Here is a 26,888-nt window from a genome sequence, read left to right as displayed (position 1 = left end):
GCGGCCTTGAGCCGGTTGGGCGGGACGTCGGTGGCCCGCATGGACTGGGACATGTCGATGACCAGCACGACCACCGCGCGGTTGCGCGGGATGCGCATGTCGTGGGTGGGCGTGGCCAGCGCGATGGTCAGCAGGATCAGGCTGAGCAGCGACACGGCGATCGGGATGTGCCGCGTCGGCGACTGCGGCACGCTCGCCTCGGTGAACCGGCGCAGCCGGCGCCGGCGGCGGGACTGGACCAGGACGTACACCGCGAGCAGAGCCAGCGGGAGCAAACCGAACAGCAACATGCCGGGGCGTTGAAATCCGTACAGCGGTAACGGGCCTATCCCGGGAAGCGACACCCGCCAGTAAAGATGAGAGTCACCGGCCCGTCAAACGGGGGGCTACTCGCGCCTGAGCCGCCCGTCGACGAATTGCTCCAGGTTCTCCCACTCCCGCACCGCGGGGGCGTACGGCGCGGAGGGCCTGCCGACCGAGCCGGGCTCGAGCACGTAGGCCACCAGCTTGCCCAGCGGGCGGCCCGGCTCGAGCGCCTTGTCGACCGTGCCCTCCTCCGAGTAGTCGCCGATGTCGCGGAGCAACTCGACGGCCAGCTCCAGCTGGTCGCGGTCCACGGCGTCGGGACCGTCGGCGATGTCGTCGGCAAGCCCGCTGAGCACGTAGATGTTGTCGTCGGTGACCTTGACCTCGAGCGAACCGTCGGTGGCGGCGGTGCGGATGTCGTCGTAGGTGCTCAGGTCGGCCAGGTCGTGGTCGTGCTCGTCGGCGAGGTAGCGGGCCAGCGCCCGCTCCGAGCTGAACACGCTGATGCGCCCGTTGCGGCCCAGGAAGATCGGGCGGTCGTCCAGGTAGCACCGCAGCGTGTAGAAGGTGCCCGAACTCGTCATGATCCGAATCGGGTCGATGCCCACCTGCTGCCAGAAATCCTCGTCGCTGCCCAGGATCACGGTGTCGCCGGCCGCGCGCGGTTCCTCGTCCTCGTCGTCGCCCTCCGCGGACTCGTCCGCCTCCGCGCCGGCTTCCTCGTCGGCCTCGGCGGCCGCGGCGGCGCCCTCGACGTCTTCGGCGTCTTCCTCCTCGGGTTCCTCGTCGAGTTCGTCGGCGGCCTTGGCCGACAGCTTCTCGTCGACCTCGGGCGTGCTGACGATGCCCTCGATGGCGCCGAGCACGTCGTCCCAGCCGCGCCCGATGATCTCGCCGATCGCGTTCCAGCGCTTCAGGCCGGCCTTGCCGGTGAAGTGGTCGATCCCGCCCGACACCGTGCCCAGCGTCGGGTTGCCGTTGAAGAACTTCAGCACCGCCGCGAGCTCGCACACCGACCCGATGGACGAGACGAGCGCCAGCGTGCGGGCCAGCGAGGTCACCGACTCCTCGGTCGGCTTCTCCGACACCAGCTCCTCGACCGTGACCAGGTCGAACTGCCTGTCCTCGGCCGGGGAGAACTTGTGCGCGTGCGCGGTGGTCAGGTCCTTCCACGCCGGGTGGTCGACCAGGTCGTTGTCGGTATCGGAGCGCACGAACGCGACCAGGTCGGCGACCGAGGAGAAGACGTACAGGTCCTCGTCCTTGCCCAGGAACGCCTCCCACTCGTCGCCGGCGTCGCGCCAGCGGGGTGCCCACACGGTGTAGCGGTCACCGTCGGACAGGCTCAGGCGGATGGGCACGAGGTCAGCAGCCATGCGGCACACAATAGCGACGGCCGCCGGGGGCGCCCGGCGCGGCTAGCCCGGTGACGGCGAGCGCCGGGACGGCGCGAGTGAGGAATCGGGCGATCGAACCTAGCCCGGTGACGGCGAGCGCCGGGACGGCGCGAGTGAGGAATCGGGCGATCGAACCTAGCCCCGACCTAGCTCCAGATATCCGTGATCGGCGGCGCGCCGGCGGCGTAGCCGGTTTTGGGCAGCCCGTACATCTGCTCGATCGTGGAAAGCACGGTGTAGTGGTTGATCTGCTCGCTGTAGCTGCCGGGGCGCACGTGGGCGCCGTAGAAGATCGTGGGGATCTGGTTGCGCCTTCCGCCGTCGTCCTCGTCCCACGTCACGATCAGCAGGCTGTTGTTGGCCGCCGCCCAATTGGCGTAGCCGGACAACTCGCGGTTCAGCCAGGCGTCGGCCTGCGCGATGGACCCGTCGTGCATGTTGTCGTCGTTGTTGGGGATGACGAACGACACCGTGGGCAGGCCGGCGTAGTTGCCCATCGGGAAGGCCGAGAACGGCAGGGAGTTCGCCGGCGGGACGTTGGTGAAGTTGGCCCACGGCACGTGCTTGCGTGCGTATTTCCCGGCGGTGCACGCCGGCGAGCCCACCGCGGGCAGGCCCTCGGCGAAGCCGGCGAACGTGTAACCCGCCGCCAGCAATTCCGAACCCAGGTTGGGCGCGGCGCCGGCGTTGACCGGGCACACGTCGCTGGTCACGCCGAAGGTGTTACCGGCGAACAGTGCGAGGTAATTCGGTTCGCTCGGGTGCGTTTCGGCGTAGGACTGGGTCATGTTGGCGCCGGCCGCGGCCAGGGCGGTGATGAAGGGCGCCGACTTGTTGCCGATGATGTTGGCCTCGGAGCGGTTCTCCTCCACCACGATCACGATGTGCGCCGGCTGCGGAAGAGCCGCTGCCGCAAGGCTTATCGACGGGGCCGGCGGACCGGGCGCCGGCCCCAGCAGGGCCACCGCGGCGAGAAGTGCGAGAACTCGGAATGCCCAATCCGTCAGGCGGGTGGCAGCCGCGATTCCGCTCAGCACCACGGGAGCATAGGGGTGGTCCAGGCACGCCGACGGCGACGACGCGGGCCGTTTCGGCGGGGCGTTAACGAAATGCGGCCGGATCGTTATATAGGGTCGAACACCGTGGAGGTGCGCGTTGTAGATCACCCGCTGGCGGTCGCCCGGCTGACGACGATGCGCGACAAACGCACCGACAGCGACGGATTCCGGGCGGCGTTGCGTGATCTGACCGCGATGTTGATCTACGAGGCCACCCGGGACGCGCCCCGCGAGACCTTCCCGGTCCACACCCCGCTGGCCGAGGCGCTGGGGGAACGGCTGGCCGAGCCGCCCCTGCTGGTGGCGGTGCTGCGGGCCGGGCTCGGCATGGTCGACCAGGCGCTCGCGCTGCTGCCGCAGGCGCGGGTCGGATTCGTCGGCGTCGCCCGCAACGAGGAAACCCGCCAGGCGAGTGGGTATTTCGAGTCGCTGCCCGACCGGCTCGCCGGTGTGCCGGTGCTGGTACTGGATCCGATGCTGGCCACCGGAGGGTCGCTGAAGTACACCGCCGGGCTGCTGCTGGAGCGCGGCGCGACCGACATCACGGTCTTGTGTGCGCTGGCCGCCCCCGAAGGCATTGCGGCGCTTGAGAAGACGGTGCCCCACGCGCGGCTGTTCGCCGTGGCGGTCGACGACGGGCTCAACGAGAACGCCTATATCGTGCCGGGTCTCGGCGACGCGGGCGACCGCCAGTACGGGCCGCGCTAGCTCATAGATTCGCAGCCGCGGACACCAGCTCGTCGCGCAACGCGCGGGCGCGCCGCCGCGCATCGTGCAGGCCGCCGGTCACCGCGCAGCGAACCTCGATGTAGCACTTCAGCTTCGGCTCGGTTCCGGAAGGCCGCACCACCAGCCTGACCGTCGTGTCCCCGGCCCCCCCGGTGAAGATCAGCGCGTCGGTGATATCGGTGACGGTCGCGTCGAACCCGGCGAGCGTCTCCGGTGGCGCCGACCGCAGCCGCCGCATCAGGTCGGCGGCCTCGGCGGCGTCGGCGACGCGGCGCGACACCGCCGCGACGTCGTGCACGCCGTGCCGCCGGGCGAGGTCGTCGAGCGCGTCGGCCACCGAACGGCCCTGGTCGTTCAGCGCCGCCACCAGATCGCACACCAGCACCGCGGCGCTGATGCCGTCCTTGTCGCGCACGGCGTCCGGGTCGACGCAGTGCCCGATCGCCTCCTCGTAGGCGTACACCAGGGTGCCGCCGGGCGTGTTCGCGTCTGCGCGCGCCAGCCACTTGAAGCCGGTGAGCGTCTCGACGTGGGTGGCGCCGTGGTGGCGGGCGATCGCCGCCAGCATCCGCGACGACACCACGGTGCTGGCCACCACCGCCGTTCGCGGATCGGGGACGTGGGACAAGATGTAATCGCCTAGCAGCCAACCGGTTTCGTCGCCGGACAGCATCCGCCAGCCCGATTCGGTGGGGACGGCAACCGCGCACCGGTCGGCGTCGGGATCGAGCGCGATCGCGACGCCGGCGGTGACGTCGGCCGCGAGGGCGAGCAGCGCGTCGGTGGCACCGGGCTCCTCCGGGTTGGGGAAGGCGACGGTGGGGAAGTCGGGGTCGGGAGCGAACTGTGCTCCCACGGTGTGCACCTGCGAGAAGCCGGCGCGCTGCAGTGCTTCCACGGCCACGACGCCGCCCACCCCGTGCAGCGGGGTCAGGGCCACCCGCACCGGGCCGGTGCCGCGCCGCACGCCGGCCGCGCGCCCGATGTACTGCTCGACGACGTCGGTGACGGCGGGTTGCACGGGTGCCCGGTCGATTTCGTCGGCCGGGGGAGCCGCGGCCATCGCGGCCTCGATCTCGCGGTCGGTGGGGGAGACGATCTGGATGCCGCCGTCGGTGTAGACCTTGTAGCCGTTGTCGGTCGGCGGGTTGTGTGAGGCGGTGATCTGTATCCCGGCGGCGGCGCCGGTGCGGCGCACGGCGAACGCGACGACCGGTGTGGGAACCGGACCGGGCAGCAGCGTCACCGAGAACCCTTGGGCGGCAAGCACTTCGGCGGCTACCGTGGCGAAGACGGCGGAGCCGTGCCGGGAGTCGCGCCCGACGATGACGTGCGAGCCGGCCTGGCCGCGCGCGCCCAGCACCCGCGCCACCGCCCAGGTGGCCCGCGACACCACCGCCACGTTCATGGCGTCGGGCCCGCCGCGCACCGGGCCGCGCAGGCCCGCGGTGCCGAACTTCAGCGGGTGGGCGAAGCGTGCGGCGAGTTCGTCGGGGCCGCAGGCGGCGAGCTCGGCGGCCGTCGCCGGGTCGGGATCGTGCGCGATCCACTCCGCCGCGGGCCGTCGCCATTGGTCGGGCGTCATCGCTTAGAACCGGGCCACGACGTCGGCCAGCAGGGCGCCCATCCGGCTCGCCGACGCGGCGCCGGCGGCGAGCACCTCGGCGTGGCTCAGCGGCTGACCGCCGATTCCCGCGGCCAGGTTGGTCACCAGCGACACCCCCAGCACCTCGGCGCCGGCCGCCCGGGCCGCGATGGTCTCGTGCACGGTCGACATGCCGACCAGGTCGGCGCCCAGCGTCCGCAGCATCCGCACCTCGGCGGGCGTCTCGTAGTGCGGCCCCGGCAGCCCGGCGTAGACGCCCTCGGCCAGCCCCGGGTCGACCTGGCGGGCGAGGTCACGCAGCCGCGGCGCGTAGGCGTCGGTCAGGTCCACGAACTGCGGGCCGGCCAGCGGCGAACGCGCGGTCAGGTTGAGGTGATCGCTGATCAGCACCGGCTGGCCGACCGCCATGTCGGGCCGCAGACCGCCGGACGCGTTGGTGAGCACGACGATGCGCGCGCCGGCCGCGCAGGCCGCCCGCACCGGGTGCACGACGTGACACAGGTCGTGGCCCTCGTAGGCGTGCACGCGGCCGACCAGCACCAGCACCCGGCGTTCGCCGACGCGCGTGGACATCAACTCGCCGGAGTGTCCCACGGCCGTGGGGGGCGCGAAGCCCGGCACGTCGGCCTGGGGCAGCACGGCGGTCGGAGTACCAAGGGCGTCCGCCGCGGGCCGCCACCCCGATCCGAGGACGACGGCGACGTCGTGCTCGGCCACGCCGGTGCGCTCCCCGATGAATTGCGCCGCCCGCCGCGCGAGGTCGGCGGGATCGGATGCGACGTCGCTCACAGTCGGGGAGCCTAGTGCGGCGACGTGGAGCGCCGTGTGACGGCGCGAGTTAGGAGGCGGCCGTCGGGCCCAGTGGGCGTCACCGGGGTTAGCGCCGCGATGGTGCCCGCCCGAATATGTGAAAATCTGCCGCATGGATCTTCGTAGGTGGCCGGTCGTCGGCCTGGCCGTCGCCGTTGCGGTGTCGGTGTTTTCGATCGCGAGCGGCGCGGTGGCAACGGCGCGGGCCGACGGATGCCCCGACGTCCAACTGATCTTCGCCCGCGGCACCGCCGAGCCGCCCGGCCTGGGCGTCGCCGGCGACGCGCTGCTCGCCGCCCTGCAGCACGACCTGGGCTCGCGCAGCGTCGACGCGTACGCGGTGAACTATCCGGCCAGCTACAACTTCCTGCAGACCGCCGACGGTGCGAACGACGCGCGCGACCACATCGCGCAGATGGTCGACCAGTGCCCGGGGACGAAGCTGGTGCTCGGTGGCTTCTCCCAGGGCGCCGCCGCCGTCTCGATGCTGGCCGGGGTGCCGCCGCTGGGCAACACCATCGGCAACTTCGGCTCGGCGCCCGAGCTGGATCCCGGCCTGGCCAACAAGATCGCGGCGGTTGCGGTGTTCGGCAATCCCGGCAACCGCTTCAACACGCCCCTTTCCACGGCGGGCCAGTTCGCCGGCCGGGCCATCGACATCTGCAGCCCCGGCGACCCGGTGTGCGTCGTGGGCGGCCGGGACCGGGAGGCGCACCACGACTATGGCGTGGCGCCGTACCCCGGACAGGCGGCGGGATTCATCGCCGGACTGGTGTAGCCCCGGGCCCCGACGCTGCGGTGGGATACTGCGAGGATGCCCACCTCCGCATTGGACCACCCCTCAGGCAGGGTCGAGGATGTCGTGCGGCGACGTGGACCCGACCTGGTTGAGCTGTCCCACGCCATCCACGCCGAGCCCGAGCTGGCGTTCGCCGAGCATCGCAGCTGCGCCAAGGCCCAGGCGCTGGTCGCCGAGCGCGGTTTCGAGATCACCGCGTCGGCCGGTGGCCTCGACACCGCGTTTCGCGCCGACTTCGGCAGCGGCCCACTGACCGTCGGGGTCTGCGCCGAATACGATGCGCTGCCCGAGATCGGGCACGCCTGCGGCCACAACATCATCGCCGCGTCGGCGGTGGGCACCGCGCTGGCGCTGGCCGAGGTCGCCGACGAGCTGGGCCTGCGGGTGGCGCTGATCGGTACCCCCGCCGAGGAGATGGGCGGCGGCAAGGCGCTGCTGCTGGCCGCCGGGGTGTTCGACGACATCGCGGCGGCGGTGATGCTGCATCCGGGGCCAGCCGACATCGCGGCGGCCCGCTCGCTGGCACTGTCGGAGGCGACCGTGCACTACCGTGGCAAGGAATCCCACGCTGCCGTCGCGCCGCATCAGGGGATCAATGCCGCCGACGCCGTGACCGTCGCGCAGGTAGCCGTTGGGCTGTTGCGGCAGCAACTGGCCCCGGGCCAACTGGTGCACGGGATCGTCACCGACGGCGGGCAGGCGGTCAACGTCATCCCCGGGCACGCGACGCTGCAGTATGCGATGCGGGCGGTCGAATCGGATTCGCTGAGACAGCTGGAGGGCAGGATGTACGCGTGCTTTGCCGCGGGCGCGCTGGCCTCCGGCTGCGAGTACGAAATCGACAACCCCGCACCGGCATACGACGAACTCAATCCCGACGAATGGCTGGCTGACGTCTTCCGTGAGGAGATGCGCCGGCTGGGGCGCGAGCCGGTGGCCCGCGAGTTCGAGGCGGCGCTGCCCATGGGCAGCACCGACATGGGCAACGTGACGCAGGTGATGCCGGGGATCCATCCGATCGTCGGGGTCGACGCCGGTGGCGCCACGGTGCACCAGCGCGCCTTCGCCACCGCCGCAGCCGGCCCCAGCGCCGACCGCGCCGTCGTCGACGGAGCGATCATGTTGGCCCGCACGGTGGTTCAGCTGGCCCAGACGCCCGCCGAGCGCGACCGCGTCATGGCCGCGCAGGAACGGCGGGCGCACGCATGAGCCTCGCCGATGCCGCCACCTCCTGGCTGGCCGCCCACCACGACGACCTGGTCGAATGGCGCCGGCACATCCACCGCTACCCGGAGCTGGGGCGGCAGGAGTACGCCACCACCCAGTTCGTCGCCGAGCGGTTGGCGGACGCGGGGCTCAACCCCAAGGTGCTGCCGGGCGGCACCGGGCTGGTCTGCGACCTGGGTCCGGAACACGAGCCCAGGATCGCGCTGCGGGCCGACATGGACGCGCTGCCCATGGCCGAGCGGACCGGCGCGCCCTACACCTCCACCATGCCCAACGTCGCGCACGCCTGCGGCCATGACGCCCACACCGCGATCCTGCTCGGCACGGCGCTCACCCTGGCGTCGGTGCCGGAGTTGCCGGTCGGGGTGCGGCTGATCTTCCAGGCCGCCGAGGAGCTGATGCCCGGCGGCGCGATCGACGCCATCGCGGCGGGCGCCATCTCCGGGGTGTCGCGGATCTTCGCCCTGCACTGCGACCCGCGGCTCGAGGTCGGGCAGGTCGCGGTGCGCCACGGCCCCATCACCTCGGCGGCCGACCAGATCGAGATCACCCTGCACTCCCCGGGCGGGCACACGTCGCGCCCACACCTGACCGCCGACCTGGTCTACGGGCTCGGGACCCTGATCACCGGGTTGCCCGGGGTGCTGTCGCGCCGCATCGACCCGCGCAACGGCACCGTCCTGGTGTGGGGCGCGGTCAACGCGGGGGTGGCCGCCAACGCCATCCCGCAGTCCGGGGTGCTGGGCGGCACGGTGCGGACCGCCAGCCGGCAGACCTGGGTGGGACTCGAGGAGATCATCCGGGAGACGGTGTCGTCGCTGCTCGCGCCGCTGGGCATCGAACACACGCTGCAGTACCGGCGCGGCGTCCCGCCGGTGGTCAACGAGGACGTCTCGACCCGCATCCTCACCCACGCGATCGAGGCCATCGGCCCCGACGCGCTGGCCGACACCCGCCAGTCCGGCGGGGGCGAGGACTTCTCCTGGTACCTCGAGGAGATTCCCGGCGCGATGGCGCGCCTGGGCGTGTGGCCGGGTCAGGGGCCGCAGCTGGATCTGCACCAGCCGACGTTCGACCTCGACGAGCGCGCCCTGGCGATCGGGCTGCGCGTGATGGTCAACATCGTCGAGCAGGCCGCCGCGTTTCTAGCTTTTCCATAGCGCGAGCGACCGTGTCTGCGCGCGACACGCCGCTGTGAGCGGCAATTTGCGGTCGCTCGGCAGGGTGAGTTGTCGGCGCGGCGGAGCCCGCCCACCATGGCCCCCATGCATCCAGAGCTCAGCCGGCTGCTCGACGCCCAGGGCGGCGTCGTCACGTCCGCGCAGTCTCTGACGTACCTGCCGCGTCGGGCGTTGGACCTTGAGCTGCAGAAGGTTTGGCATGGCATTTACGGCCGGGGCGAACTGACCACCGCGCTGCAACTCGGCGGCCTGGATTTGGCAACCGGCACCAGCGTCGCCGCATGCATGGGTACAGCTGCCGCCGCGTACGGCTTCGACACCGAGTCGACGCCCGCGCTGCACGTGCTCGAGCCGGATGGCCGCCGACTGCGATCGTCCGACGGACTGATAGTGCACCGGCGTGCGGGATCGCCGCTGACCGTGGTCGGCGGACGGCCCGCGACCACCCCCGCATGGACGGCGATCGAGATCGCCCGTAGCCTGCGTCGGCCCAGAGCGCTGGCTACGCTCGACGCCGCCTTGCGCACCGGAGCCTGCATGCCGATCGAGCTGGCGCGGGCCATCGCTGGACAGTCCGGCCGTCGCGGGATTGTGACCGTCCGCCAACTGCTGGGTTTGGCCAGCCCCTTGGCGGAGTCGCCAATGGAGAGCGAGGCGCGGCTGGTAATGATCGACGGCGGTTTGCCGACGCCGGTCCTTCAATATGAGGTCGTGGACCTGCGAGGATGCAGGTGGCGACTCGATTTTGCCTGGCCGGACCTTCGCGTGGCCGCAGAATACGACGGCGTGGATTGGCATAGCGGGCCCGATGCCTTCATCCGTGACCGCCGACGTTCCTCGGCGCTCCAGGAGATGGGCTGGTCAGTGGTCGCCATCGTGGCCGAAGACGTCAGGCACCGGCCGTGGGAACTCATCCGCCGGCTCGAGGCGCAATTGGAGCGAGCCCGCGCCGCGTGACGTCTCGCGAGCGACCGCAAATTTCCGCTCACAGCGGCGTGTCGCCGTACAGACACGGTCGCTCGCGGGAAGGGCGGGAGGGGATCAGCCGGTGCCCGGGCCGACGTTGTGGGCCGGTCGGGTTCGCAGGTTGTGCACGTAATCGCTTGGGGCTCCGGCGATTTCGGCCGCATCGGCCATCACACCCAGATACCGCGCCGACGGCAGGCCGCCCTCCCACGCGTCGAGCACATACAACCAGGCCAGCACCGGGTCGGTGCTGGTGTCCGACGAGATGCGCTCCACCCGGCACCGGATCTTCTTGTGCACGCCGAACTCCGAGCCCTCCCACCGATCGAGGTTGTTCTCGTCCGCCGGGGTCATGTCGTAGAGCACGACGAACACCTTGGAATCGGGGTCCTCGACCACGGTGGCCAGCGCGCCCTCCCAGCCGATGTCCTCGCCCCCGAACGTCAGGCGCCAGCCGTGCAGCCAGCCCGTTCCGGCCATCGGCGAATGGGGTGCGCGCTTGAGCATCTGCTCAGGATCCATGTTCGACCCGTAGGCGGCGTAGAGCGGCACGGGGAAAGCTTAGACGTCGCATGCGCAAGCGGTCTTCTCCCGAGGGCCCTCGCCGGGCTGCAGGGTCACCGGTGGCCCCGCTAGGTTGGGGCTGTGGCGACCCGCATCGTGATCCTCGGTGGAGGCCCGGCCGGTTACGAAGCGGCCCTGGTGGCCGCCACCTCCCACCCCGACACCACCCACGTCACCGTCATCGACTCCGACGGCATCGGCGGCGCGGCCGTGCTCGACGACTGTGTGCCGTCCAAGACCTTCATCGCCTCCACCTGGCTGCGCACCGAGCTGCGCCGGGCGCCGCGGCTGGGGTTCGACATCGACATCGACGACGCCAAGATCTCCCTGCCGCAGATTCACGCCCGGGTCAAGCAGCTCGCCACCGAGCAGTCGGCCGACATCACCGAACAGCTGCTCGCCGTGGGCGTGCACGTCGTCGCCGGCCACGGCGAGCTGATCGACCCCGTACCCGGGCTGGCCTGCCACCGCGTCAAGGCGACGGCCGGCGACGGCACCACCAGCGAGTTCGAGGCCGACGTCGTGCTGATCGCGACCGGCGCCAGCCCTCGGGTCCTGCCGTCGGCCCAGCCCGACGGCGAGCGGATCCTGACCTGGCGGCAGCTCTACAACCTCGAGGCGCTGCCCGAGCACCTCGTCGTCGTCGGGTCCGGCGTCACCGGCGCCGAGTTCGTGCACGCCTACACCGAGCTGGGCGTTCCGGTGACGGTGGTCGCCAGCCGCGACCGGGTGCTGCCCTACGAGGACGCCGACGCCGCCCTGGTCCTGGAGGAGGCGTTCTCCGAGCGCGGCGTGCAATTGGTCAAGAACGCCCGGGCCCAGTCGGTCACCCGCACGGGAGACGGCGTGCTGGTCACCCTGGCCGACGGGCGCACCGTGGAGGGCAGCCACGCCCTGATGACCATCGGGTCGGTGCCCAACACCGGCGGCCTGGGCCTCGACCGCGTCGGCATCGAGTTGGGCCGCGGCGGCTACCTGACCGTGGACCGGGTGTCGCGGACCTCGGTGGCCGGCATCTACGCCGCCGGCGACTGCACCGGCCTGCTGCCGCTGGCGTCGGTCGCCGCCATGCAGGGCCGGATCGCGATGTATCACGCCCTGGGCGAGGGCGTCAGCCCGATCCGGCTGCGCACCGTCGCGGCGACGGTGTTCACCCGGCCCGAGATCGCGGCCGTCGGCGTGCCGCAAACGATGATCGACGACGGTTCGGTGTCGGCCCGCACGATCATGCTTCCGTTGCGGACCAACGCCCGGGCCAAGATGTCGGGCCTGCAGCAGGGCTTCGTGAAGATGTTTTGCCGCAAATCCACCGGCGTGGTGATCGGCGGCGTGGTGGTGGCCCCGATCGCCTCCGAGCTGATCCTGCCGATCGCGGTGGCGGTCCAAAACCGCATCACCGTCACCGAGCTGGCGCAGACGCTCGCCGTTTACCCGTCGTTGTCCGGGTCGATCACCGAGGCCGCTCGTCGGCTGATGGCGCACGACGATCTGGACTAGCCTTGGTTCGACACCGTCCTACTGGCGAGTAACCGACAGGAGTTTCCCGGTGACCGATCCGATCCACGCGCCCAGCGAGCTCGGCTCGCCGGCGTCCGTGCTGGGGCCGCAGCACCGCGAGGTGGCCTGGGAGCGGCTCGGCACCGAGCAGTTCGACGTCGTCGTCATCGGCGGCGGCGTGGTGGGCTCCGGCTGCGCGCTGGACGCCGCGACCCGCGGGCTCAAGGTGGCGCTGGTCGAGGCGCGCGATTTCGCGTCGGGCACCTCGAGCCGCTCGTCGAAGATGTTCCACGGCGGGCTGCGCTACCTCGAACAGCTCGAGTTCGGCCTGGTGCGCGAGGCGCTCTACGAGCGGGAGCTGTCACTGACCACGCTGGCGCCCCATCTGGTCAAGCCGATGCCGTTCCTGTTCCCGCTGACCAACCGCGTGTGGGAGCGGCCGTATATCGCCGCGGGCATCTTCCTCTACGACCGGATGGGCGGCGCGAAATCCGTTCCGGCGCAAAAGCATTTGACCCGCGCCGGCGCGTTGCGGTTGAGCCCCGGCTTGAAGCGGACGTCGTTGATCGGCGGAATCCGCTACTACGACACCGTCGTCGACGACGCGCGGCACACCCTGACCGTCGCGCGGACGGCCGCCCACTACGGCGCGGTGGTGCGCACCTCCACCCAGGTGGTGGCGATGCTGCGCGAGGGTGACCGGGTCACCGGCGTGCGGGTCCGCGACTCCGAGGACGGGTCGATCACCGAAGTGCGCGGCCACGTCGTGGTCAATGCGACCGGGGTGTGGACCGACGAGATTCAGGCATTGTCCAAGCAGCGCGGGCGATTTCAGGTGCGCGCCTCCAAGGGCGTGCACGTGGTGGTCCCGCGTGACCGCATCGTCAGCGACGTCGCCATCATCCTGCGCACCGAGAAGTCGGTGATGTTCGTCATCCCGTGGGGCAGCCACTGGATCATCGGCACCACCGACACGGACTGGAACCTGGACCTGGCCCACCCCGCGGCCACCAAGGCCGACATCGACTACATCCTGCGGACCGTCAACACGGTGCTCGCCATCCCGCTGACCCATGCCGACATCGACGGCGTGTACGCCGGGCTGCGGCCGCTGCTGGCCGGGGAGAGCGAGGAGACCTCCAAGCTGTCCCGCGAGCACGCCGTGGCGGTGCCCGCGCCGGGCCTGGTGGCCATCGCCGGCGGCAAGTACACCACCTACCGGGTGATGGCGGCCGACGCGATCGACGCCGCGGCGCAGTTCGTCCCGGCCCGGGTGGCGCCCTCGATCACCGAGAAGGTCAGCCTGCTGGGCGCCGACGGTTACTTCGCCCTGGTCAATCAGGCCGAACACGTTGCGGCGCTGCAGGGTTTGCATCCGTACCGGGTGCGGCACCTGCTGGACCGCTACGGCTCGATGATCGGCGACGTGCTGGGGCTGGCGGCCGGAAACGCCGATCTGCTCACCCCGATCAAGGAGGCGCCGGGTTACCTCAAGGTGGAGGCGCTCTACGCCGTCACCGCCGAGGGGGCGCTGCACCTCGAGGACATCCTGGCCCGCCGGATGCGCATCTCCATCGAGTACTCGCACCGCGGCGTCGACTGTGCGCGCGAGGTCGCCGACGTGGTCGCCCCGGTGCTCGGTTGGAGCGCGGCGGACGTGGACCGGGAGGTGTCGAACTATTCGGCGCGGGTGGAGGCCGAGATCCTCTCGCAGGCCCAGCCTGACGACGTGTCGGCCGACGAACTGCGCGCGAGCGCCCCGGAGGCCCGCGCCGAGATCCTCGAGCCGGTGCCGCTCAATTGAGGCCCGCCCCACTGCCGGTGCGGGACGGCCTGGGCCCGGCGCGGGTGCGGCTGCGCGGGGGACCGGTAATGGCCGAGCTGACCGACCGGTTCGGCGCGCCGGCGCGGTCGAAGGTGCTCTCCGGGGAGGTCGTCGACGCGGGCGGCGCGGTGGTCGACGAGGCCACGGTGCTGCCCGCAGGATCGCACGTGTTTCTTTACCGGGAGCTGCCTGATGAGGTTCCGGTGCCGTTCGACATCCCGGTGCTGCATCGCGACGCGGACATCGTCGTGGTCGACAAGCCCCACTTCCTGGCCACCATGCCCCGCGGGCGGCACGTGGCGCAGACGGCGCTGGTGCGGCTGCGGCGGGATTTGGGCCTGCCGGAGCTCAGCCCGGCCCATCGGCTCGACCGGCTGACCGCCGGGGTGCTGCTGTTCACCGCGCGCCGCGAGCTACGCGGCGCATACCAGACGTTGTTTTCCCGTGGGCTGGTACGCAAAACGTATCTGGCGCGCGCCGCCGTGGATCCGGCCGTGGTGTTGCCCCGCGTGGTGCGGAGCCGGATCATCAAGCGGCGCGGGGTTTTACAGGCCGTCTGCGAACCCGGTGCGCCCAACGCGGAGACCTTCGTCGAACTCGTTTCACCGGACGGCCTGTACCGGCTGACCCCGCGCACCGGACGCACCCACCAGCTGCGCGTGCACATGGCCTCCCTCGGCCTGCCGATCGACGGGGATCCGTTGTACCCCAACGTCATCGACGTTCCACCCGACGACTTCAGCACGCCGCTAAGGCTGTTGGCGCAGCGCATCGAGTTCGACGACCCGGTGACCGGCGCGCGCCGCGAATTCGTCAGCCGCCGAACGGGGCCCTAGACGACGATTCTGGCCTCGATCGCCGCGCACGAGGCCACCGCTCTGTGGGATGTGGGCAAGGAGAATTCGCTGCCCGGCCGCTACCGCGCGGCGCTCGGGTTTGTCGGAGCCGCATGGCATGATCGAATGTATGTTCGATTCGAAGCGGTCGTCAGCGGAGGTGATCGCCGCGTTTGATGAGCACTTCGAGCGGCGGTATCCCACAAAGACGGCGGAGTCGGCGGGGTTGCTGGAGCAGATCTCATGTTGCTCGCGGGCGGAGAATCAGGCGGCAGCGGCGCAGTTGCGCTGGATCGGCGAGTTGTTCGCCTACCGGCTGTCGCGGTGCGCGGAGACCGAAGAGTGGGCGGTGGACACCGAGGCGGCGGTGGCGGCCGAGATCGCCGCGGAACTGCGGATCAGCCAGGGGATGGCGGCCAGCCGGGTCCGGTACGCGCGGGCGATGCGTGAGCGGCTGCCGAAGGTGGGTGCGGTCTTCCAATCGGGCGACGTCGACTTCCGGATGTTTCAGACGCTGGTGTTTCGTACCGATCTGATCACCGATGCCGAGGTATTGGCGGCCGTGGACGCACAATTGGCCGCCAACGTGGTGCGTTGGCCCTCACTGACCCAGGGCCGGCTGGGCGCCCAGGTGGACAAGATCGTGGCCAGGGCCGATGCCGATGCGGTGCGCCGGCGCCGAGAGCGCGCCGCGGGCCGCGAGGTGTGGATCGGCGAAATGGGCGATGGCCTGGCGCGCCTTGAGGGTGTCCTGCTCAGCCCCGATGCGCATGCGCTAGAAAAGCGGCTCAATGCGGTGGCGGCCACAGTATGCGAGCACGATCCGCGCACCCACCAGCAGCGCCGCGCCGATGCGTTGGGGGCGCTGGCCGCCGGGGCCGACCGATTGGGTTGCCGGTGCGGGCGCGCGGACTGCGCGGCCGGAACGCGGCCCGCGGCGGGCGCGGTGGTGATTCATGTGATCGCCGAGCAGGCGACCCTAAACGGCAATGGCTCCGCGCCGGGCTGCGAGGTCCGCGCCGAGGGGTTGATTCCGCCCGAGCTGGTCGCCGAATTGGCCGCCTCGGCCAAGTTGGTGCCGCTGGTCCATCCCGGCGACGCCCCATCGGAGCAGGGCTATCTGCCGTCTGCGGCGTTGGCCGATTTCGTGCGGTGCCGGGATCTGACCTGCCGCTGGCCCGGCTGTGACTGCCCGGCGATGGCCTGCGACATCGACCACACGATCCCCTACAGTGTCGGCGGGCCCACCCATGCCTCCAACCTCAAATGCTTGTGCCGCACGCATCATTTGGTAAAGACCTTCTGGGGCTGGCAGGAGAAGCAGCTTGCCGACGCGACGTTGATCCTGATTTCCCCGACTGGGCGCACCTACGTCACCACCCCGGGCAGCGCGCTGTTGTTCCCCAGCCTGTGCCGGGCCACCGGGGCGCTCGCGGCCCCCGAAGTCGACCCGCTCCAGGATTACTGCGCCGAGCGCACGGCGATGATGCCGACCCGACGACGTAGCCGCGCTCGGGACCGCGCGGCGCGCGTAGCCACCGAACGTCGACAGAATCGAATGGCCCGCGCCGCGGTCCGGCAAGCAAGCGACACCGCGCATTACCGGCCGCGCGACGCCACCACCGACGACGACCCGCCACCGTTTTGAATCGGCTCCCGCACCCCACGCTCCCGGAGGCTTCCGGGCTCAGCCGTCGATGTGCGTCGGCGGGTCGGCGAAGGTGAAATCCGAAGGGGGATGGTCGGGGCTCATCACATCGCAGTGCCCGTCGGGCACCAGGTAGGAACTCGCGCCGTTGGGAATCAATCGCGTGACTGCCACGCAACGCTGCCAGGTGCCGTCGGGCTGGACAGGCCCATCGCACTTGCTGAGGACGGGTCCTCCGTACAGGCAGCCGGCGCCGGCCGACGGCGCCGAGGCGATCAGCCCCGCGGCCATCAGTAGGGCAGCGAATCCTCCGACGATGCCGCGCTTCATGGTTGCCTCCCGTCACCTGACGCTACCGCTTTCATAGCGGCTTTTGGGATCGGTAGCGAACCATTTGCTGGATGCTGATTCGCGTAGTCCACATCGGAAAGGCGCGAGCCAATGTCGCTCATTCGCAAAGTCGGGAAGATCATCGCGGGGGCGCTGCTGTCGGGCGCCGTTGCGGCAATGGGTTTGGGGGCGGCCGGGGGCATCGCGCAGGCGGAGCACACACTCGCGCCGCAATTCAATCGCCCATTGCCGGTGGACAACTTCACGGTTCCGCACGAATGGTGCCCGGGGCAACCGTTGCCGATGCCGGACGTCCGTTGGGACATGGGCGTCTGCCACCACTGGTACTGGGTGCCGGTCGGGGGCATGGGCAACGTCGGCCAATTCGTCTGGGAGGGGGATGCCCCGCGGCGCCCGCTGGGCCCGCCGCCGTGCTACGGAGCGCCCATCTGCCTGCCCGGCCTGTAGTGGGCATCGCCGCCTGGAAAAGGCCCGGCCGGTTAATGCTTTGGTTACCCTAAGGGCAGGGGTATATCGTTCGTCCCAGCCGGGACTCGACGGGGAAGGATCCGGGGGGCACCCTGGGTGGTGACTGCTCAATGTTTCCGGTGTGTTCGCAACCTGGTAAACGGGATTTTCCGGCCGCGTACTCGGCATAGACAATGTGAGGTGTGATGGACTTATTCGCGCCCCCCGAGATCACCTCGACGCTTATCCACTCCGGGCCGGGAGCGGGTTCGCTGATCGAGGCCGCGGGCGCGTGGCAAAGTCTGGGCGTCGAGCTGGAGAACTCGGTCGCCGTGTACGCCTCGGTGTTGTCGTCGTTGATCGAATCGTGGGACGGCTCGTCCTCGATGGCGATGCTGCAGGCCGTGCAGCCGTACCTCATCTGGCTGCGTACCACCGCGCAGCAGGCCCAGCAAATGGCCGCCTCGGCGGAGTCCGCCGCGACGGCCTTCAGCGATGTCCAGTCCACGGTGGTGCAGCCCGCGGTGGTGGCCGCCAACCGGACGCGGCTGGCGCAGCTGCTCGCCACCAACGCGTTCGGGCAGAACACGGCCGCGATCGCCCAGACGGAAAACGCGTACCAGACCATGTGGGCGAACAACTCGGCGGCCATGACGCGCTATCAGGCCACCACCAACCAGGCCACGAGCCAGCTGTCGCAATTCAGTTCGCCGCTGGCCATCACCAACCCGACGGCCTCGGTCAGCCAAAACGCGGCGGTGTCGAATTCGTTGCTCAACACCGCGGGCACGACGGGCAACGCCATCGACCAGCTCGGCGTCACCCCCTTCGACCCGAACGCCGGTTGGTTCAACTACTGGAGCACCTGGGGTAACCAGTTCATCTCGTCCGGCTTTCCCATCAACCTGCTCAGCTACCTGGCGCAGAACACTTCGGCCCAGGCGCTGCAGGGTGTGGGCAGCGACATCGGCCTGGGGCTCTCCGAGGGCGAGGGGGCGCTGGCGGCGTCGGTGACCAGGCTGGCCGGGGCGATCTCGGCCGCCCCGGGAGGCGCGCCCGCGGCCGCGATGGGGGTCGGGGTTTCGCTGGGCAAGCTGACGGCGCCGCCCGCGGTGGTGGGGCTGCTACCGGCGACGCAGACACCGGTGCAGCTGGCCTCGTCGGTGTCGCCCCTGCCGGCCGACGCCGGGCTGACCGGAATGCCGCTGATGCCGATGATGGCTCCCGCGACGAACTCGGCGGGCAGTGGGTGGCGCAAGCGCAAACAGCAGAAGTTCGAGGATCTGGAATACGGGGCGGAACTCCCGAAGAAGGTGATCCAGCGACCGCCCAGCGGCGGATGAGGAGCGACCATGGTTCCTCACGACTCCGGAAGCCGCTTTTCGCCGCCGGATAGGTCAATGGCGGCGCGAGCCCTGTATCGCGCACGCGCGACGACACTCGTGCGCCCCGTCCCGTCGGGTGACCCGTGATCGATTTCGGGCTGCTGCCCCCCGAGATCACCTCGGCGCTGATCCATGCCGGGCCCGGCGCTTGGTCGATGATCGACGCCGCCGGCGCGTGGCAAGAGCTCAGCGCCGCGTTGGAGGCGGCCGCCAACAGCTATGCCTCGGAGTTGGCGGCGACGACCGCGACCTGGCAGGGTCCGTCCGCGCTGGCCATGGCCCAGGCGTTCGAGCCCTACCTCGCCTGGCTGCGCACCACCGCGGCGCAATGCCAGGAAATCGCCGCATCGGTGGAAATCGTCACGGCCGCATTCGAATTGACGCATTGGACGGTGGTGCACCCCTCCGTCGTGGCGGCCAACCGGGCGCGGTTGGCAATGTTGCTGGCCACCAATTTCTTCGGCGTCAACGCTCCGGCCATCGCCGAAACCGAGGCCGAGTACAACGCCATGTGGGTCAACAACTCCACGGCGATGTACCGGTACGGCGCGACGTCGCTGAACGCCGTCAAGCTGTCCCAGTTCTCGCCACCGCCGCAGGTGGCCAATCCCTCGGCGGTGACCACCCAGGCCACGGTCGCGCCCACGGCGAACGCGCTGTCCAGCTCGTCCACCACCGGGACCGTGATCGACGCACTCGGGGTCACCCCCTTCGACCCCAAACAGGGTTGGTTCTGGTATTTCAGCACCTGGGGCAACCAGTTCATCGCCGGCGGGTTTCCGGTCAACATGCTCAGCTACATCGCGCAGGTCACCGCGGCCCAGGCGCTCCAAGGCGTGGGAGCCGACATCAGCCAGGGCCTGGCGGAAGGTGGGGCCGCCCTGGCGTCGGCGGATGCCAGCCTGATGAACGCGATCGGTTCCGGGGCGCTGGCGCCTCGCGGCGCGTTGGGGGTCTCCGTCCTGGTGGGCAAGCTGAGCATGCCGCCCGCGACGGTGGGGATGCTGCCCGGCGCCCAGCCGCCGGTGCAGCTGGCGTCGGCGGTGTCCCCGCTTCCGCCGGGCGCGGCGCAGCCGCCCACCCTCCCGGTGGCCCCGATGCGGCCGCCGATGGGCGGCAAGGGGGGTCGCGGCGGCGAGGGGCGCGACTACGACGACATCGAGATCGGCGCGGAGCTTCCCGGCACCGTCATGAAGCGACCGCCGTCAGCGGGATAGCTTGGGCCCCAGGGCTTGACGGTTTTCCGGCCGTGACGGAGCGGGCTCGTCGTCGGCCAGGGTGAAGTAGCTCTCCTCCTCCTGCAGGAAATGCAGGCGCAGCAGGGCGTGCAGCCCGTAGAGGCACGAGAGCAGGTCGTCGACCTGGTCAGGGCCGATCCCTCCGCTGCTCTGGGCCAACGCCAGGTGCGCGCCGATCCGGTCGGAGAGTCGTTGGATCTCGGCATGGGTCCGGCTCATCGGTGCGGTCGCTTCGCTGGTGCCCAGCGGGTGGGCCAGCGCCGGATAGAGCTCCGACTCCTCGGCCCGTTCGTGCGGGATGATCCGCTCGGTGAGCATGGTGTGGGCGTGGCGGACCGCTTCCACAGCCGGCTGGTCGGCCGCGTCGGCCAGCCGGTCGGCGGCGTCGCGCAACAGATCCACGGCGTCGCGCAGCTCGTCGTGTTCGGCGTCGAAGCGCCGCAGCAGCTGTTCGGTCGTCGCGGGCAGGTCGACCTCGATGTCGGGGTTGCCGCGCAGGGCGCGCAGCGCGTTGAGGATCACCGCGACGTCGATGCCCTCCTGCACCAGTGCGCCGACGGCCGGCGGCAGCCACCCCGCGGCGGCGACGGCCATCGCGGCCAGCGACAAGGTCATGCCGACGACCGCGCTCTGCACGGCGATGCGTCGTGACCACCGGGCGATGTCCATCGCGTCGGCGAGCCGCTCCAGTCGATCGGTGGTCAACACGATGCTGGCCGCCTCCGAGGAGGCGGTGGCACCACGGGCGCCCATCGCGACGCCGACGCTGGCCGCGGCCAACGCGGGTGCGTCGTTGACCCCGTCGCCGACCATCACGGTCACCGCGCGGTCCTTCTCGGCGCGGACGGCGGCCACCTTGTCGGCCGGGCTTTGCTCGGCGTACACCTCGTCCAAGCCCAGCACGGCCGCGACCTCGCGGGCCGGCTCGGTGCGGTCACCGGTGAGCATGACCAATCGGCTCAGCCCCGCCTCGCGCAACCGCCGCAGCGTGCGCGGAGCGTGGCGGCGCAGCGGGTCGCGCAGCAGCACCGCGCCCGTGGGCCGACCGTCGACACAGACCCACGCGATGGCGGCGCCGTCGAGCAGGGCCCGATTCACCACCGCGCGGGCCCATTCGGTGTTCGCGGTGTCGTGCCAGAGTTTGCCGACGTGCACCCGGTGACCGTTCAGGCTGGCGGTGACGCCGCGGCCGGGTTCCTCGACGACCTCGGTGGGAAGCGACAGCTGCAGGCCGCGGGCCCGCGCGGCGGTGACGATCGCCTCGGCCAGCACATGCGGGGACATCTGGTCCACCGAGGCCGCCATCCGCAGGATCTCGAGCGCGTCGCGCCCGGGGGCGGCGGCGACGTCGATGACGACCGGGCACCCCATGGTCAGGGTGCCCGTCTTGTCCATCACCAAAGTTGTTGCGTGGCCGAGGTTTTCCAGAGCGCCGCCGCCGCGGATCACCACACCGCGCCGCGACGCCCGCGACAGCCCGGACACGATGGCGACCGGTGCCGCGAGCAACAGCGGGCACGGGGTCGCCACCACCAGCACCGCCACCGCCCGCACCGCCGACCCGCTGGCCAGCCACGCCGCGCCGGCCACCAGCAGCGTCAACGGCAGGAACCATGCCGCGTACCGGTCGGCCAGCCGCACCACCGGCGCGTTCTCCGCGCCGGCCTCCGCGGCCAGGCGGACGATGTGGGCGTAGGTGCTGTCGGCGGCGGTGGCCGTGGCCTCCATTTCGAACGCGCTGCCCGCGTTGACCACCCCGCTGCGCACGGCTTCGCCGGCGGTTCGTTCCACCTGCAGCGGTTCGCCGGTCAGGACCGATTCGTCCAGCACCGCGACCGCACTGGAAATGCGCCCGTCGACGGGCACCACTTCTCCCGGGCCGACGAGCAGCAGATCGTCGACCGCCACGTCCGCCAGCGCGATGACGTCCACCCCGGAGCCGACGCGGCGGCGGGCGAACCGTGGCGCGTGCTCCAGCAGCGCCCGCAGGTCGTGGGACGCGCGGCGTTCGGCCGCGGCTTCCAGGGCCCGCCCGCCGGCCAGCATCACCGCGATCAACGCCCCCGCGAGATATTCGCCCACCAGCAGGGTGCCGACCAGCGACAGCACCGCGATCAGGTCCACGCCGAACCGGCCCCGGCGCAGCGCGGCGAGCACCCACACCACCGCGGGAATCACCGCCACCACCGTGCCCGCGATCCAGCAGCCGTCGGCGACCCGCCGCGCGCCGACCAGCCACGCGATCCCCCCACCCGCCAGGGCGGCGGCGGTCACCGCGGCCAGGATCGGCTCGACCCACCGGGTGGGTAAGGTCCGCCGTTCGGGCGCCCCGACGTCCATGCCAGTCAGCCTTCCCTGACATCCCGGCGATGGCTAGGGCCGGATGGACGCGGATTGAGGACTCAGGTCACTAGAGGTGGCGGCGCGACCCGGTCAGCATTGGTGGTGTGACTGCAAGTGCTTCCGCCGGTTCCATGCCGATCCACACCATCACCGGCGACCCCGTCGCCCGCGTGCCCGGAAACGCCACGATCGCCGACGTGGCCAGGGCCATGGTGACCTGCGACGTGGGGGCGATCGCGGTCGGCGACGACCCGCGGCCGACCGCGCTGGTGAGCGAGCGCGACATCGTGCGGGCGGTGGCGGCCGGGCGGAATCCCGCGACCGCCCCGGTCTCCGACGTGGCCAGCACCAAACTGGTGTGGTGTGACGCCGAAGCCTCGGTGGACCAGGTCGCCGCCCGGATGATGGACCGCTACATCCGCCACGTGCTGGTGGAGCGCGACGGCGCGCTGGTCGGCATCGTCTCGGCCCGCGACCTGCTGGGCGTCTACGCGGACTTCGATTGAGGCCGCGAGCGGTGGCCGCGCTGCTCGGCGGCGGCCTGGCCGGGCTGACGGGCTGGGACCTGCTGCAGCGTCGCCACACCATCCTGCGCAACTACCCGATCATCGGACACCTGCGGTTCCTGCTGGAAGCGGTGGGCCCCGAGCTGCGCCAGTACATCGTCACCGACAACGACGCGGAGCGGCCGTTCAGCCGCGACCAGCGCCGCTGGGTGTACACGTCGTCGAAGCTGGCCGACCGGTACTTCGGCTTCGGCACCGACAACGACCTGGAGCGGGTGCACAACTATCCCATCGTCAAGCACGCCGCGTTCCCCGTCGCGGCGCCGGCCGGCGAGCCCGAGCACCCGGACCCGGCGGTGCCGTTGCCCGCGGCGAAGGTGCTCGGCGGCGCGCGGGGCCGCGCGAAGGCCTTCCGCCCGTCGTCGCTGGTCAACATCTCCGGGATGAGCTTCGGCGCCCTGGGTGGCGCGGCCGTCACCGCCCTGAACAAGGGCGCGGCGATCGCCGGCGCCCTGCACACCACCGGCGAGGGCGGGGTGTCGCCGTATCACCTCCACGGCGGCGACCTGGTCTGGCAGATCGGCACCGGCTACTTCGGCTGCCGCGACGACGACGGCCGGTTCAGCCTGCCCCGGCTGGTCGACCGGGTGGCGGCCACGCCGTCCATCCGCGCCATCGAGATCAAGCTCAGCCAGGGCGCCAAGCCGGGCCTGGGCGGCGTGCTGCCGGGCGCCAAGGTCACCCCGGAGATCGCCGCCATCCGCGGCGTGCCGGCCGGGGTGGACTGCCGGAGCCCCGCGGGCCACTCGGCGTTCCATGACGTCGACGGGATGCTGGAGCTGGTGGAGACGATCGCCGCCGAGACGGGCCTGCCGGTCGGCATCAAGTCGGCGGTCGGGGAGGGGCGGTTCTGGTGCGACCTGGCGGGGCGGATGGCCCGCACCGGCAGGGGCGTCGACTTCGTGACGGTCGACGGCGGCGAGGGCGGCACCGGCGCGGCCCCGCTGGTCTTCACCGACCACGTCGCCCTGCCCTTCAAGTGGGCTCTGCCGCGGGTGTACCGGGCGTTCGCCGAGCACGGGTTGCACCGTGACGTGGTCTTCATCGGGTCGGGCAAGCTGGGCATCCCGGAGAACGCGCTGCTGGCCCTGGCCACCGGTTGCGACATGATCAACGTCGGCCGGACCGCCATGTTCTCGATCGGCTGCATCCAGGCGCAGCGCTGCCACACCGGCCGCTGCCCGTCGGGTGTGGCGACCCAGTCGCCGTGGTTGCAGCACGGCCTCGACTCGGACCTGAAGTCGGTGCGCTGCGCCAACTACCTGGCCACCCTGCGGTTCGAACTGCTGCAGCTGGCCCGCACCTGCGGCTACGTCCATCCGGCGCTGGTGCCGCTGGAGGCCATCGAGCTTCTCGACGTCGACATGAAGACCGTGCGAGTCGACCGGTTGCTGGACTACCAGCCCGACTGGGGCCTGCCCGGCCCGGCCGACGCCGAGGCGATCACGGCCGTGATGTCCAGCGGCGCAGGATGAGTTTGCGGATCTCGCTGACCCACAGGACCGTGCTGGCCATGGCGATGCAGACCAGCCACTGGCTCAGCGATAGCGGCGTGGTGGTGAAGGCCGTGTTCAGCACGGGCAGCTGAACCACGGCCACCTGCAGCAGCGCCGACAACCCGATCGCCGCCCACAACCACGGGTTGGCGAAGAACCGGCGGAAAGCCGACCGGGTCTCCGACCGGGCGTTGATGGTGTTGATCAGCTGGGCGATCACCAGCACGGTGAAGCCCGCGGTGCGGGCGGTGTCCAGCGACGACGGCAGGGGGCCGCCGGGCGCATAGAGGTGGATCGTGACGAGCGTGGCGGCCGCCACCGCCGCGCCGATCACGATGATGTTGTTCCACATCCGCCCGTCGATCACCCGGTCCGACGCCGAGCGCGGCGGCCGGTCCATGACGTCCTCGGTGTGTGGGTCGACACCCAGCGCCAGCGCCGGGGCGCCGTCGGTCAGCAGGTTGATCCACAGGATCTGCGTGGCGAGCAGCGGCAGCGCGACGGTATCGCCCTGCGACAGGCCGACCGCCCCGGCCAGCACGACCCCGAAGAAGACCGTGAAGATCTCGCCCATGTTCGACGACAGCAGGTAGCGCAGCGACTTCTTGATGTTCGAGAAGATGCCGCGGCCCTCGCGGATGGCCTGGACGATGGTCGCGAAGTTGTCGTCGGCGAGGATCATGTTCGCCGCTTCCCTGGCGACCTCGGTGCCGGTGCGGCCCATGGCGATGCCGATGTCGGCCGCCTTCAGCGCGGGCGCGTCGTTGATCCCCTCTCCGGTGACGGCGACGATCTCGTGGTCGGCCTGCAGCGCGTCGATGATGCGCTGTTTGTCCGCCGGATCGACCTGGGTGTACTGCGAGTGCAGGCGCACCGTTTCCCGCAGCTGCTCGTCATCCAGCGTCGCGAGTTCTGCGCCGGACACGGCCGACTCGCCGCCTTCGATACCCAGCTTCCGGGCGATGCGCGCCGCCACCCGCGGATGGTCGCCGGTGATCATCACGACCCGGACGCCGGCGCGGCGCGCGTCGGCGATCGCGGCCGCCACCTCCGGCCGGGGTGGATCGGTGATCCCCACCATGCCCAGGTACACCAGGTGCCCGTCGGACCGGCAGGCGACCGCCACGGTGTGCAGGGCGTCGAGCGCCAGCCGCTCCGCATCGCTTCGGATCGCGGCCCGTCCCGAATCGTCGAGTGGCGCAATGCGATCACCGTTCCGCAGGTGCGTGCACCGGCCGAGCACCTCGTCGGGCTCGCCCGTCGTCACGTCAGTCGGCGTCGGGCGGGGCCCGTCGCCGAGCTTCTCGCGGGCGACCAGGAAGGCCGCGTCGACGGGATCGCCCCGGATCGTCCAGCGGCCGTCGTGCACGTCGAGGGTGGTAGCACCGCCGGCGGCGGCGCCCCCGTCGAGCACCAGGGCGGCCTGCCGCCACAGGTCGTCGCCCTCACCCAGCGGCGCGCCGTCGCGCTCGAGGCGGCCCTCGGGCCGATATCCGGCGCCGGTGACCCTCGCCTCCCCGAGGGGAGTGACGACCCGCACGATGGTCATCTCGCCGGTCGTGAGGGTGCCCGTTTTGCCCGAGCACACCACCGACGCCGAGCCCAGGGTCTCGGCGGAGGACAGCTCCTTGACGACGGCGTTCAGACCGGCCATCCGCCGCATCCCCAGGGCGAGTACCACCGACATGATGGCGGGCAGGCCTTCCGGCACGGCCGCCACGGCCAGCGAGACGCCCAGGAGCACCGCCGTCACCACGTCGTGGGCAGTGTGGAGGCCGAATACCACGAAGATCGTCGCGATCACCGCCACCGCGATCACCAGCACGGCGATCCCCAGCAGCCGGCTGGCGCGGGCCACCTCACGCTGCAGCGGCGTCGGCTCGTGATCGACGGTGCGCACCAGGCCGGCGATCTGACCCGTTTGGGTCGACATCCCGGTGGCGGTCACCACCGCCCGCCCGGTGCCCTTGGTGACCGCGGTGCCCTTGAACACCATGTCCGCCCTGTCCCCGAGCGCCGCCGGCCCGGCCAGTGTCCGGGCATCTTTGAGCACGGGTTCGCTCAGGCCGGTCAGCGCGGCCTCGGACAGCTCCAGCCCCACGGACGAGAGCAGCCTGGCGTCGGCCGCCACGGCGTCGCCCTCGGCGAGCAGCAGCACGTCGCCCGGAACGACCGCGGCCGCGGGCACGATGCGGCGCGCGCCGTCGCGGATGACCGTGGCGGAGGTCGCGGCCATCCGCGCCAGGGCGCCGACCGCGCGTTCCGCGCGCTCTTCCTGCGCGTAACCCAGCAGCGCGTTCAGGACGAGGATGACGGCGATCACCACCGCGTCGACGGGCCAGCCGTCGGCCCCCTCGACGGCCCAGACCGCGAGCGAGGCGATGAGCGCGGCGAGCAGCAGGTAGATCAGCGGGCTGCGGAACTGCGCCAGTAGCTTCCGCCAAACCGGCGCGGGCGGGACGCTCTCGATGTCGTTGGCGCCCACCGCGGCGAGCCGGCGGGCGGCCTCTGCCGCGGGCAACCCCGCTTCGGGATCGGTGCGCAGCCGGTCGACGACGGCTGCGGCGTCGAGGAGCGCGGGGTCGGGGTCGAGCAGTGCGGCGTCCACCGAGC

Annotated in this window: 22 protein-coding genes and 1 pseudogene; 14 read left to right on the top strand and 9 right to left on the bottom strand. The window is 71.2% G+C overall.

From position 1 onward, the window contains the following. From A5692_RS17965 to A5692_RS17955, 3 genes and pseudogenes are all read right to left on the bottom strand, one after another. A pseudogene (locus A5692_RS17965) lies at positions 1 to 344 on the bottom strand (hypothetical protein); the annotation flags it as partial. A gap of 42 nt (positions 345 to 386) precedes the next feature. Next, positions 387 to 1,682: a primosomal protein gene (locus A5692_RS17960; RefSeq protein WP_068058239.1), complete on the bottom strand. Its 1,296-nt coding sequence runs from the start codon at positions 1,680 to 1,682 to the stop codon at positions 387 to 389. Positions 1,683 to 1,849: 167 nt separating this feature from the next. Next, positions 1,850 to 2,740 (bottom strand): alkaline phosphatase family protein, encoded by an 891-nt coding sequence (locus A5692_RS17955; RefSeq protein ID WP_082962840.1) that lies wholly within the window; start codon positions 2,738 to 2,740, stop codon positions 1,850 to 1,852. Between the two features lie 105 nt (positions 2,741 to 2,845). On the opposite strand from A5692_RS17955, the gene upp reads away from it, so the two are divergent. Further along, positions 2,846 to 3,469: a uracil phosphoribosyltransferase gene (gene upp, locus A5692_RS17950; RefSeq protein WP_068058237.1), complete on the top strand. Its 624-nt coding sequence runs from the start codon at positions 2,846 to 2,848 to the stop codon at positions 3,467 to 3,469. Position 3,470: 1 nt separating this feature from the next. Here the strand turns inward: upp and A5692_RS17945 are convergent, their stop codons facing one another. Then, positions 3,471 to 5,075 (bottom strand): phospho-sugar mutase, encoded by a 1,605-nt coding sequence (locus A5692_RS17945; RefSeq protein WP_068058233.1) that lies wholly within the window; start codon positions 5,073 to 5,075, stop codon positions 3,471 to 3,473. Positions 5,076 to 5,078: 3 nt separating this feature from the next. After that, entirely contained in the window at positions 5,079 to 5,885 is an 807-nt protein-coding gene (locus A5692_RS17940) for a purine-nucleoside phosphorylase (RefSeq protein ID WP_068058231.1), read from the bottom strand. Positions 5,886 to 6,018: 133 nt separating this feature from the next. Between A5692_RS17940 and A5692_RS17935 the strand changes: the two genes are divergently transcribed. The 4 genes from A5692_RS17935 (at position 6,019) to A5692_RS17920 (ending at position 10,070) form a co-directional block, all read left to right on the top strand. Further along, positions 6,019 to 6,684 (top strand): cutinase family protein, encoded by a 666-nt coding sequence (locus tag A5692_RS17935; RefSeq protein WP_068058229.1) that lies wholly within the window; start codon positions 6,019 to 6,021, stop codon positions 6,682 to 6,684. A gap of 36 nt (positions 6,685 to 6,720) precedes the next feature. Next, positions 6,721 to 7,914, top strand: a complete 1,194-nt coding sequence (locus A5692_RS17930) for a M20 family metallopeptidase (RefSeq protein ID WP_068058227.1) — start codon at positions 6,721 to 6,723, stop codon at positions 7,912 to 7,914. After that, the gene (locus A5692_RS17925) at positions 7,911 to 9,092 is read left to right on the top strand and encodes a M20 family metallopeptidase (protein ID WP_068058225.1); all 1,182 of its coding nucleotides are present in this window, start codon (positions 7,911 to 7,913) and stop codon (positions 9,090 to 9,092) included. Before A5692_RS17930 ends, A5692_RS17925 begins: the two co-directional genes overlap by 4 nt. 105 nt (positions 9,093 to 9,197) lie before the next feature. Continuing rightward, positions 9,198 to 10,070, top strand: a complete 873-nt coding sequence (locus A5692_RS17920; RefSeq protein WP_156766144.1) for an endonuclease domain-containing protein — start codon at positions 9,198 to 9,200, stop codon at positions 10,068 to 10,070. A gap of 84 nt (positions 10,071 to 10,154) precedes the next feature. Here A5692_RS17920 and A5692_RS17915 read toward each other — a convergent pair whose 3' ends face one another. After that, on the bottom strand, positions 10,155 to 10,631 hold the full coding sequence (locus A5692_RS17915) for a gamma-glutamylcyclotransferase (protein WP_067924254.1): 477 nt from the start codon (positions 10,629 to 10,631) through the stop codon (positions 10,155 to 10,157). A 93-nt stretch (positions 10,632 to 10,724) separates the two neighbouring features. Between A5692_RS17915 and A5692_RS17910 the strand changes: the two genes are divergently transcribed. The 4 genes from A5692_RS17910 to A5692_RS17895 all read left to right on the top strand — a co-directional run bounded on the left by A5692_RS17910 (position 10,725) and on the right by A5692_RS17895 (position 16,449). After that, positions 10,725 to 12,140, top strand: a complete 1,416-nt coding sequence (locus tag A5692_RS17910) for an NAD(P)H-quinone dehydrogenase (RefSeq protein WP_068058221.1) — start codon at positions 10,725 to 10,727, stop codon at positions 12,138 to 12,140. A gap of 49 nt (positions 12,141 to 12,189) precedes the next feature. After that, complete coding sequence (locus A5692_RS17905) at positions 12,190 to 13,944, top strand: glycerol-3-phosphate dehydrogenase/oxidase (protein ID WP_068058219.1); 1,755 nt, start codon at positions 12,190 to 12,192, stop codon at positions 13,942 to 13,944. Positions 13,945 to 14,012: 68 nt separating this feature from the next. Continuing rightward, the gene (locus A5692_RS17900) at positions 14,013 to 14,801 is read left to right on the top strand and encodes a pseudouridine synthase (RefSeq protein WP_156766145.1); all 789 of its coding nucleotides are present in this window, start codon (positions 14,013 to 14,015) and stop codon (positions 14,799 to 14,801) included. A 130-nt stretch (positions 14,802 to 14,931) separates the two neighbouring features. Next, the gene (locus A5692_RS17895) at positions 14,932 to 16,449 is read left to right on the top strand and encodes an HNH endonuclease signature motif containing protein (RefSeq protein WP_068058216.1); all 1,518 of its coding nucleotides are present in this window, start codon (positions 14,932 to 14,934) and stop codon (positions 16,447 to 16,449) included. Between the two features lie 39 nt (positions 16,450 to 16,488). Here the strand turns inward: A5692_RS17895 and A5692_RS17890 are convergent, their stop codons facing one another. Next, positions 16,489 to 16,779, bottom strand: coding sequence for a hypothetical protein (locus A5692_RS17890; protein ID WP_068058214.1), 291 nt, complete (start codon positions 16,777 to 16,779; stop codon positions 16,489 to 16,491). Positions 16,780 to 16,890: 111 nt separating this feature from the next. On the opposite strand from A5692_RS17890, the gene A5692_RS17885 reads away from it, so the two are divergent. The 3 genes from A5692_RS17885 to A5692_RS17875 all read left to right on the top strand — a co-directional run bounded on the left by A5692_RS17885 (position 16,891) and on the right by A5692_RS17875 (position 19,849). Then, entirely contained in the window at positions 16,891 to 17,247 is a 357-nt protein-coding gene (locus A5692_RS17885) for a hypothetical protein (protein ID WP_068058212.1), read from the top strand. 206 nt (positions 17,248 to 17,453) lie between these two features. Next, positions 17,454 to 18,590 (top strand): PPE family protein, encoded by a 1,137-nt coding sequence (locus A5692_RS17880; protein ID WP_068058210.1) that lies wholly within the window; start codon positions 17,454 to 17,456, stop codon positions 18,588 to 18,590. A 128-nt stretch (positions 18,591 to 18,718) separates the two neighbouring features. Continuing rightward, positions 18,719 to 19,849, top strand: a complete 1,131-nt coding sequence (locus A5692_RS17875; RefSeq protein WP_068058244.1) for a PPE family protein — start codon at positions 18,719 to 18,721, stop codon at positions 19,847 to 19,849. Here the strand turns inward: A5692_RS17875 and A5692_RS17870 are convergent. Next, positions 19,838 to 22,210 carry a heavy metal translocating P-type ATPase gene (locus A5692_RS17870; protein ID WP_068058209.1) on the bottom strand — a complete coding sequence of 791 codons (2,373 nt, stop codon included), beginning with the start codon at positions 22,208 to 22,210 and terminating at the stop codon, positions 19,838 to 19,840. The two genes, A5692_RS17875 and A5692_RS17870, sit on opposite strands and share 12 nt — an antisense overlap. A 107-nt stretch (positions 22,211 to 22,317) precedes the next feature. On the opposite strand from A5692_RS17870, the gene A5692_RS17865 reads away from it, so the two are divergent. Together A5692_RS17865 and A5692_RS17860 are read left to right on the top strand one after the other, a co-directional pair. Next, positions 22,318 to 22,719 (top strand): cyclic nucleotide-binding/CBS domain-containing protein, encoded by a 402-nt coding sequence (locus tag A5692_RS17865; RefSeq protein WP_068058207.1) that lies wholly within the window; start codon positions 22,318 to 22,320, stop codon positions 22,717 to 22,719. Beyond that, entirely contained in the window at positions 22,716 to 24,254 is a 1,539-nt protein-coding gene (locus A5692_RS17860) for an FMN-binding glutamate synthase family protein (protein WP_068058205.1), read from the top strand. The genes A5692_RS17865 and A5692_RS17860 overlap by 4 nt, the downstream gene beginning before the upstream one ends. Here the strand turns inward: A5692_RS17860 and A5692_RS17855 are convergent. Then, the gene (locus A5692_RS17855; protein WP_068058203.1) at positions 24,223 to 26,883 is read right to left on the bottom strand and encodes a cation-transporting P-type ATPase; all 2,661 of its coding nucleotides are present in this window, start codon (positions 26,881 to 26,883) and stop codon (positions 24,223 to 24,225) included. The genes A5692_RS17860 and A5692_RS17855 overlap by 32 nt on opposite strands. Between the last annotated feature and the right edge of the window lie 5 nt (positions 26,884 to 26,888).

The sequence above is a fragment of the Mycobacterium sp. E342 genome, from assembly GCF_001667665.1.
In the GTDB taxonomy this organism is placed as follows: domain Bacteria; phylum Actinomycetota; class Actinomycetes; order Mycobacteriales; family Mycobacteriaceae; genus Mycobacterium.
The sequence above is the reverse complement of the archived record's forward strand: the minus strand, read 5'-3'. Positions and strand labels throughout refer to the sequence as shown.

Bases quoted from the DNA above. Each gene is read 5' to 3' on its own strand.
- A5692_RS17895 (WP_068058216.1), top strand. From the start codon at position 14,932: ATGTTCGATTCGAAGCGGTCGTCAGCGGAGGTGATCGCCGCGTTTGAT.
- A5692_RS17920 (WP_156766144.1), top strand. From the start codon at position 9,198: ATGCATCCAGAGCTCAGCCGGCTGCTCGACGCCCAGGGCGGCGTCGTC.
- A5692_RS17870 (WP_068058209.1), bottom strand. From the start codon at position 22,210: ATGGACGTCGGGGCGCCCGAACGGCGGACCTTACCCACCCGGTGGGTC.
- A5692_RS17880 (WP_068058210.1), top strand. From the start codon at position 17,454: ATGGACTTATTCGCGCCCCCCGAGATCACCTCGACGCTTATCCACTCC.
- A5692_RS17945 (WP_068058233.1), bottom strand. From the start codon at position 5,075: ATGACGCCCGACCAATGGCGACGGCCCGCGGCGGAGTGGATCGCGCAC.
- A5692_RS17890 (WP_068058214.1), bottom strand. From the start codon at position 16,779: ATGAAGCGCGGCATCGTCGGAGGATTCGCTGCCCTACTGATGGCCGCG.
- A5692_RS17960 (WP_068058239.1), bottom strand. From the start codon at position 1,682: ATGGCTGCTGACCTCGTGCCCATCCGCCTGAGCCTGTCCGACGGTGAC.
- A5692_RS17930 (WP_068058227.1), top strand. From the start codon at position 6,721: ATGCCCACCTCCGCATTGGACCACCCCTCAGGCAGGGTCGAGGATGTC.
- A5692_RS17885 (WP_068058212.1), top strand. From the start codon at position 16,891: ATGTCGCTCATTCGCAAAGTCGGGAAGATCATCGCGGGGGCGCTGCTG.
- A5692_RS17925 (WP_068058225.1), top strand. From the start codon at position 7,911: ATGAGCCTCGCCGATGCCGCCACCTCCTGGCTGGCCGCCCACCACGAC.
- A5692_RS17935 (WP_068058229.1), top strand. From the start codon at position 6,019: ATGGATCTTCGTAGGTGGCCGGTCGTCGGCCTGGCCGTCGCCGTTGCG.
- A5692_RS17900 (WP_156766145.1), top strand. From the start codon at position 14,013: ATGGCCGAGCTGACCGACCGGTTCGGCGCGCCGGCGCGGTCGAAGGTG.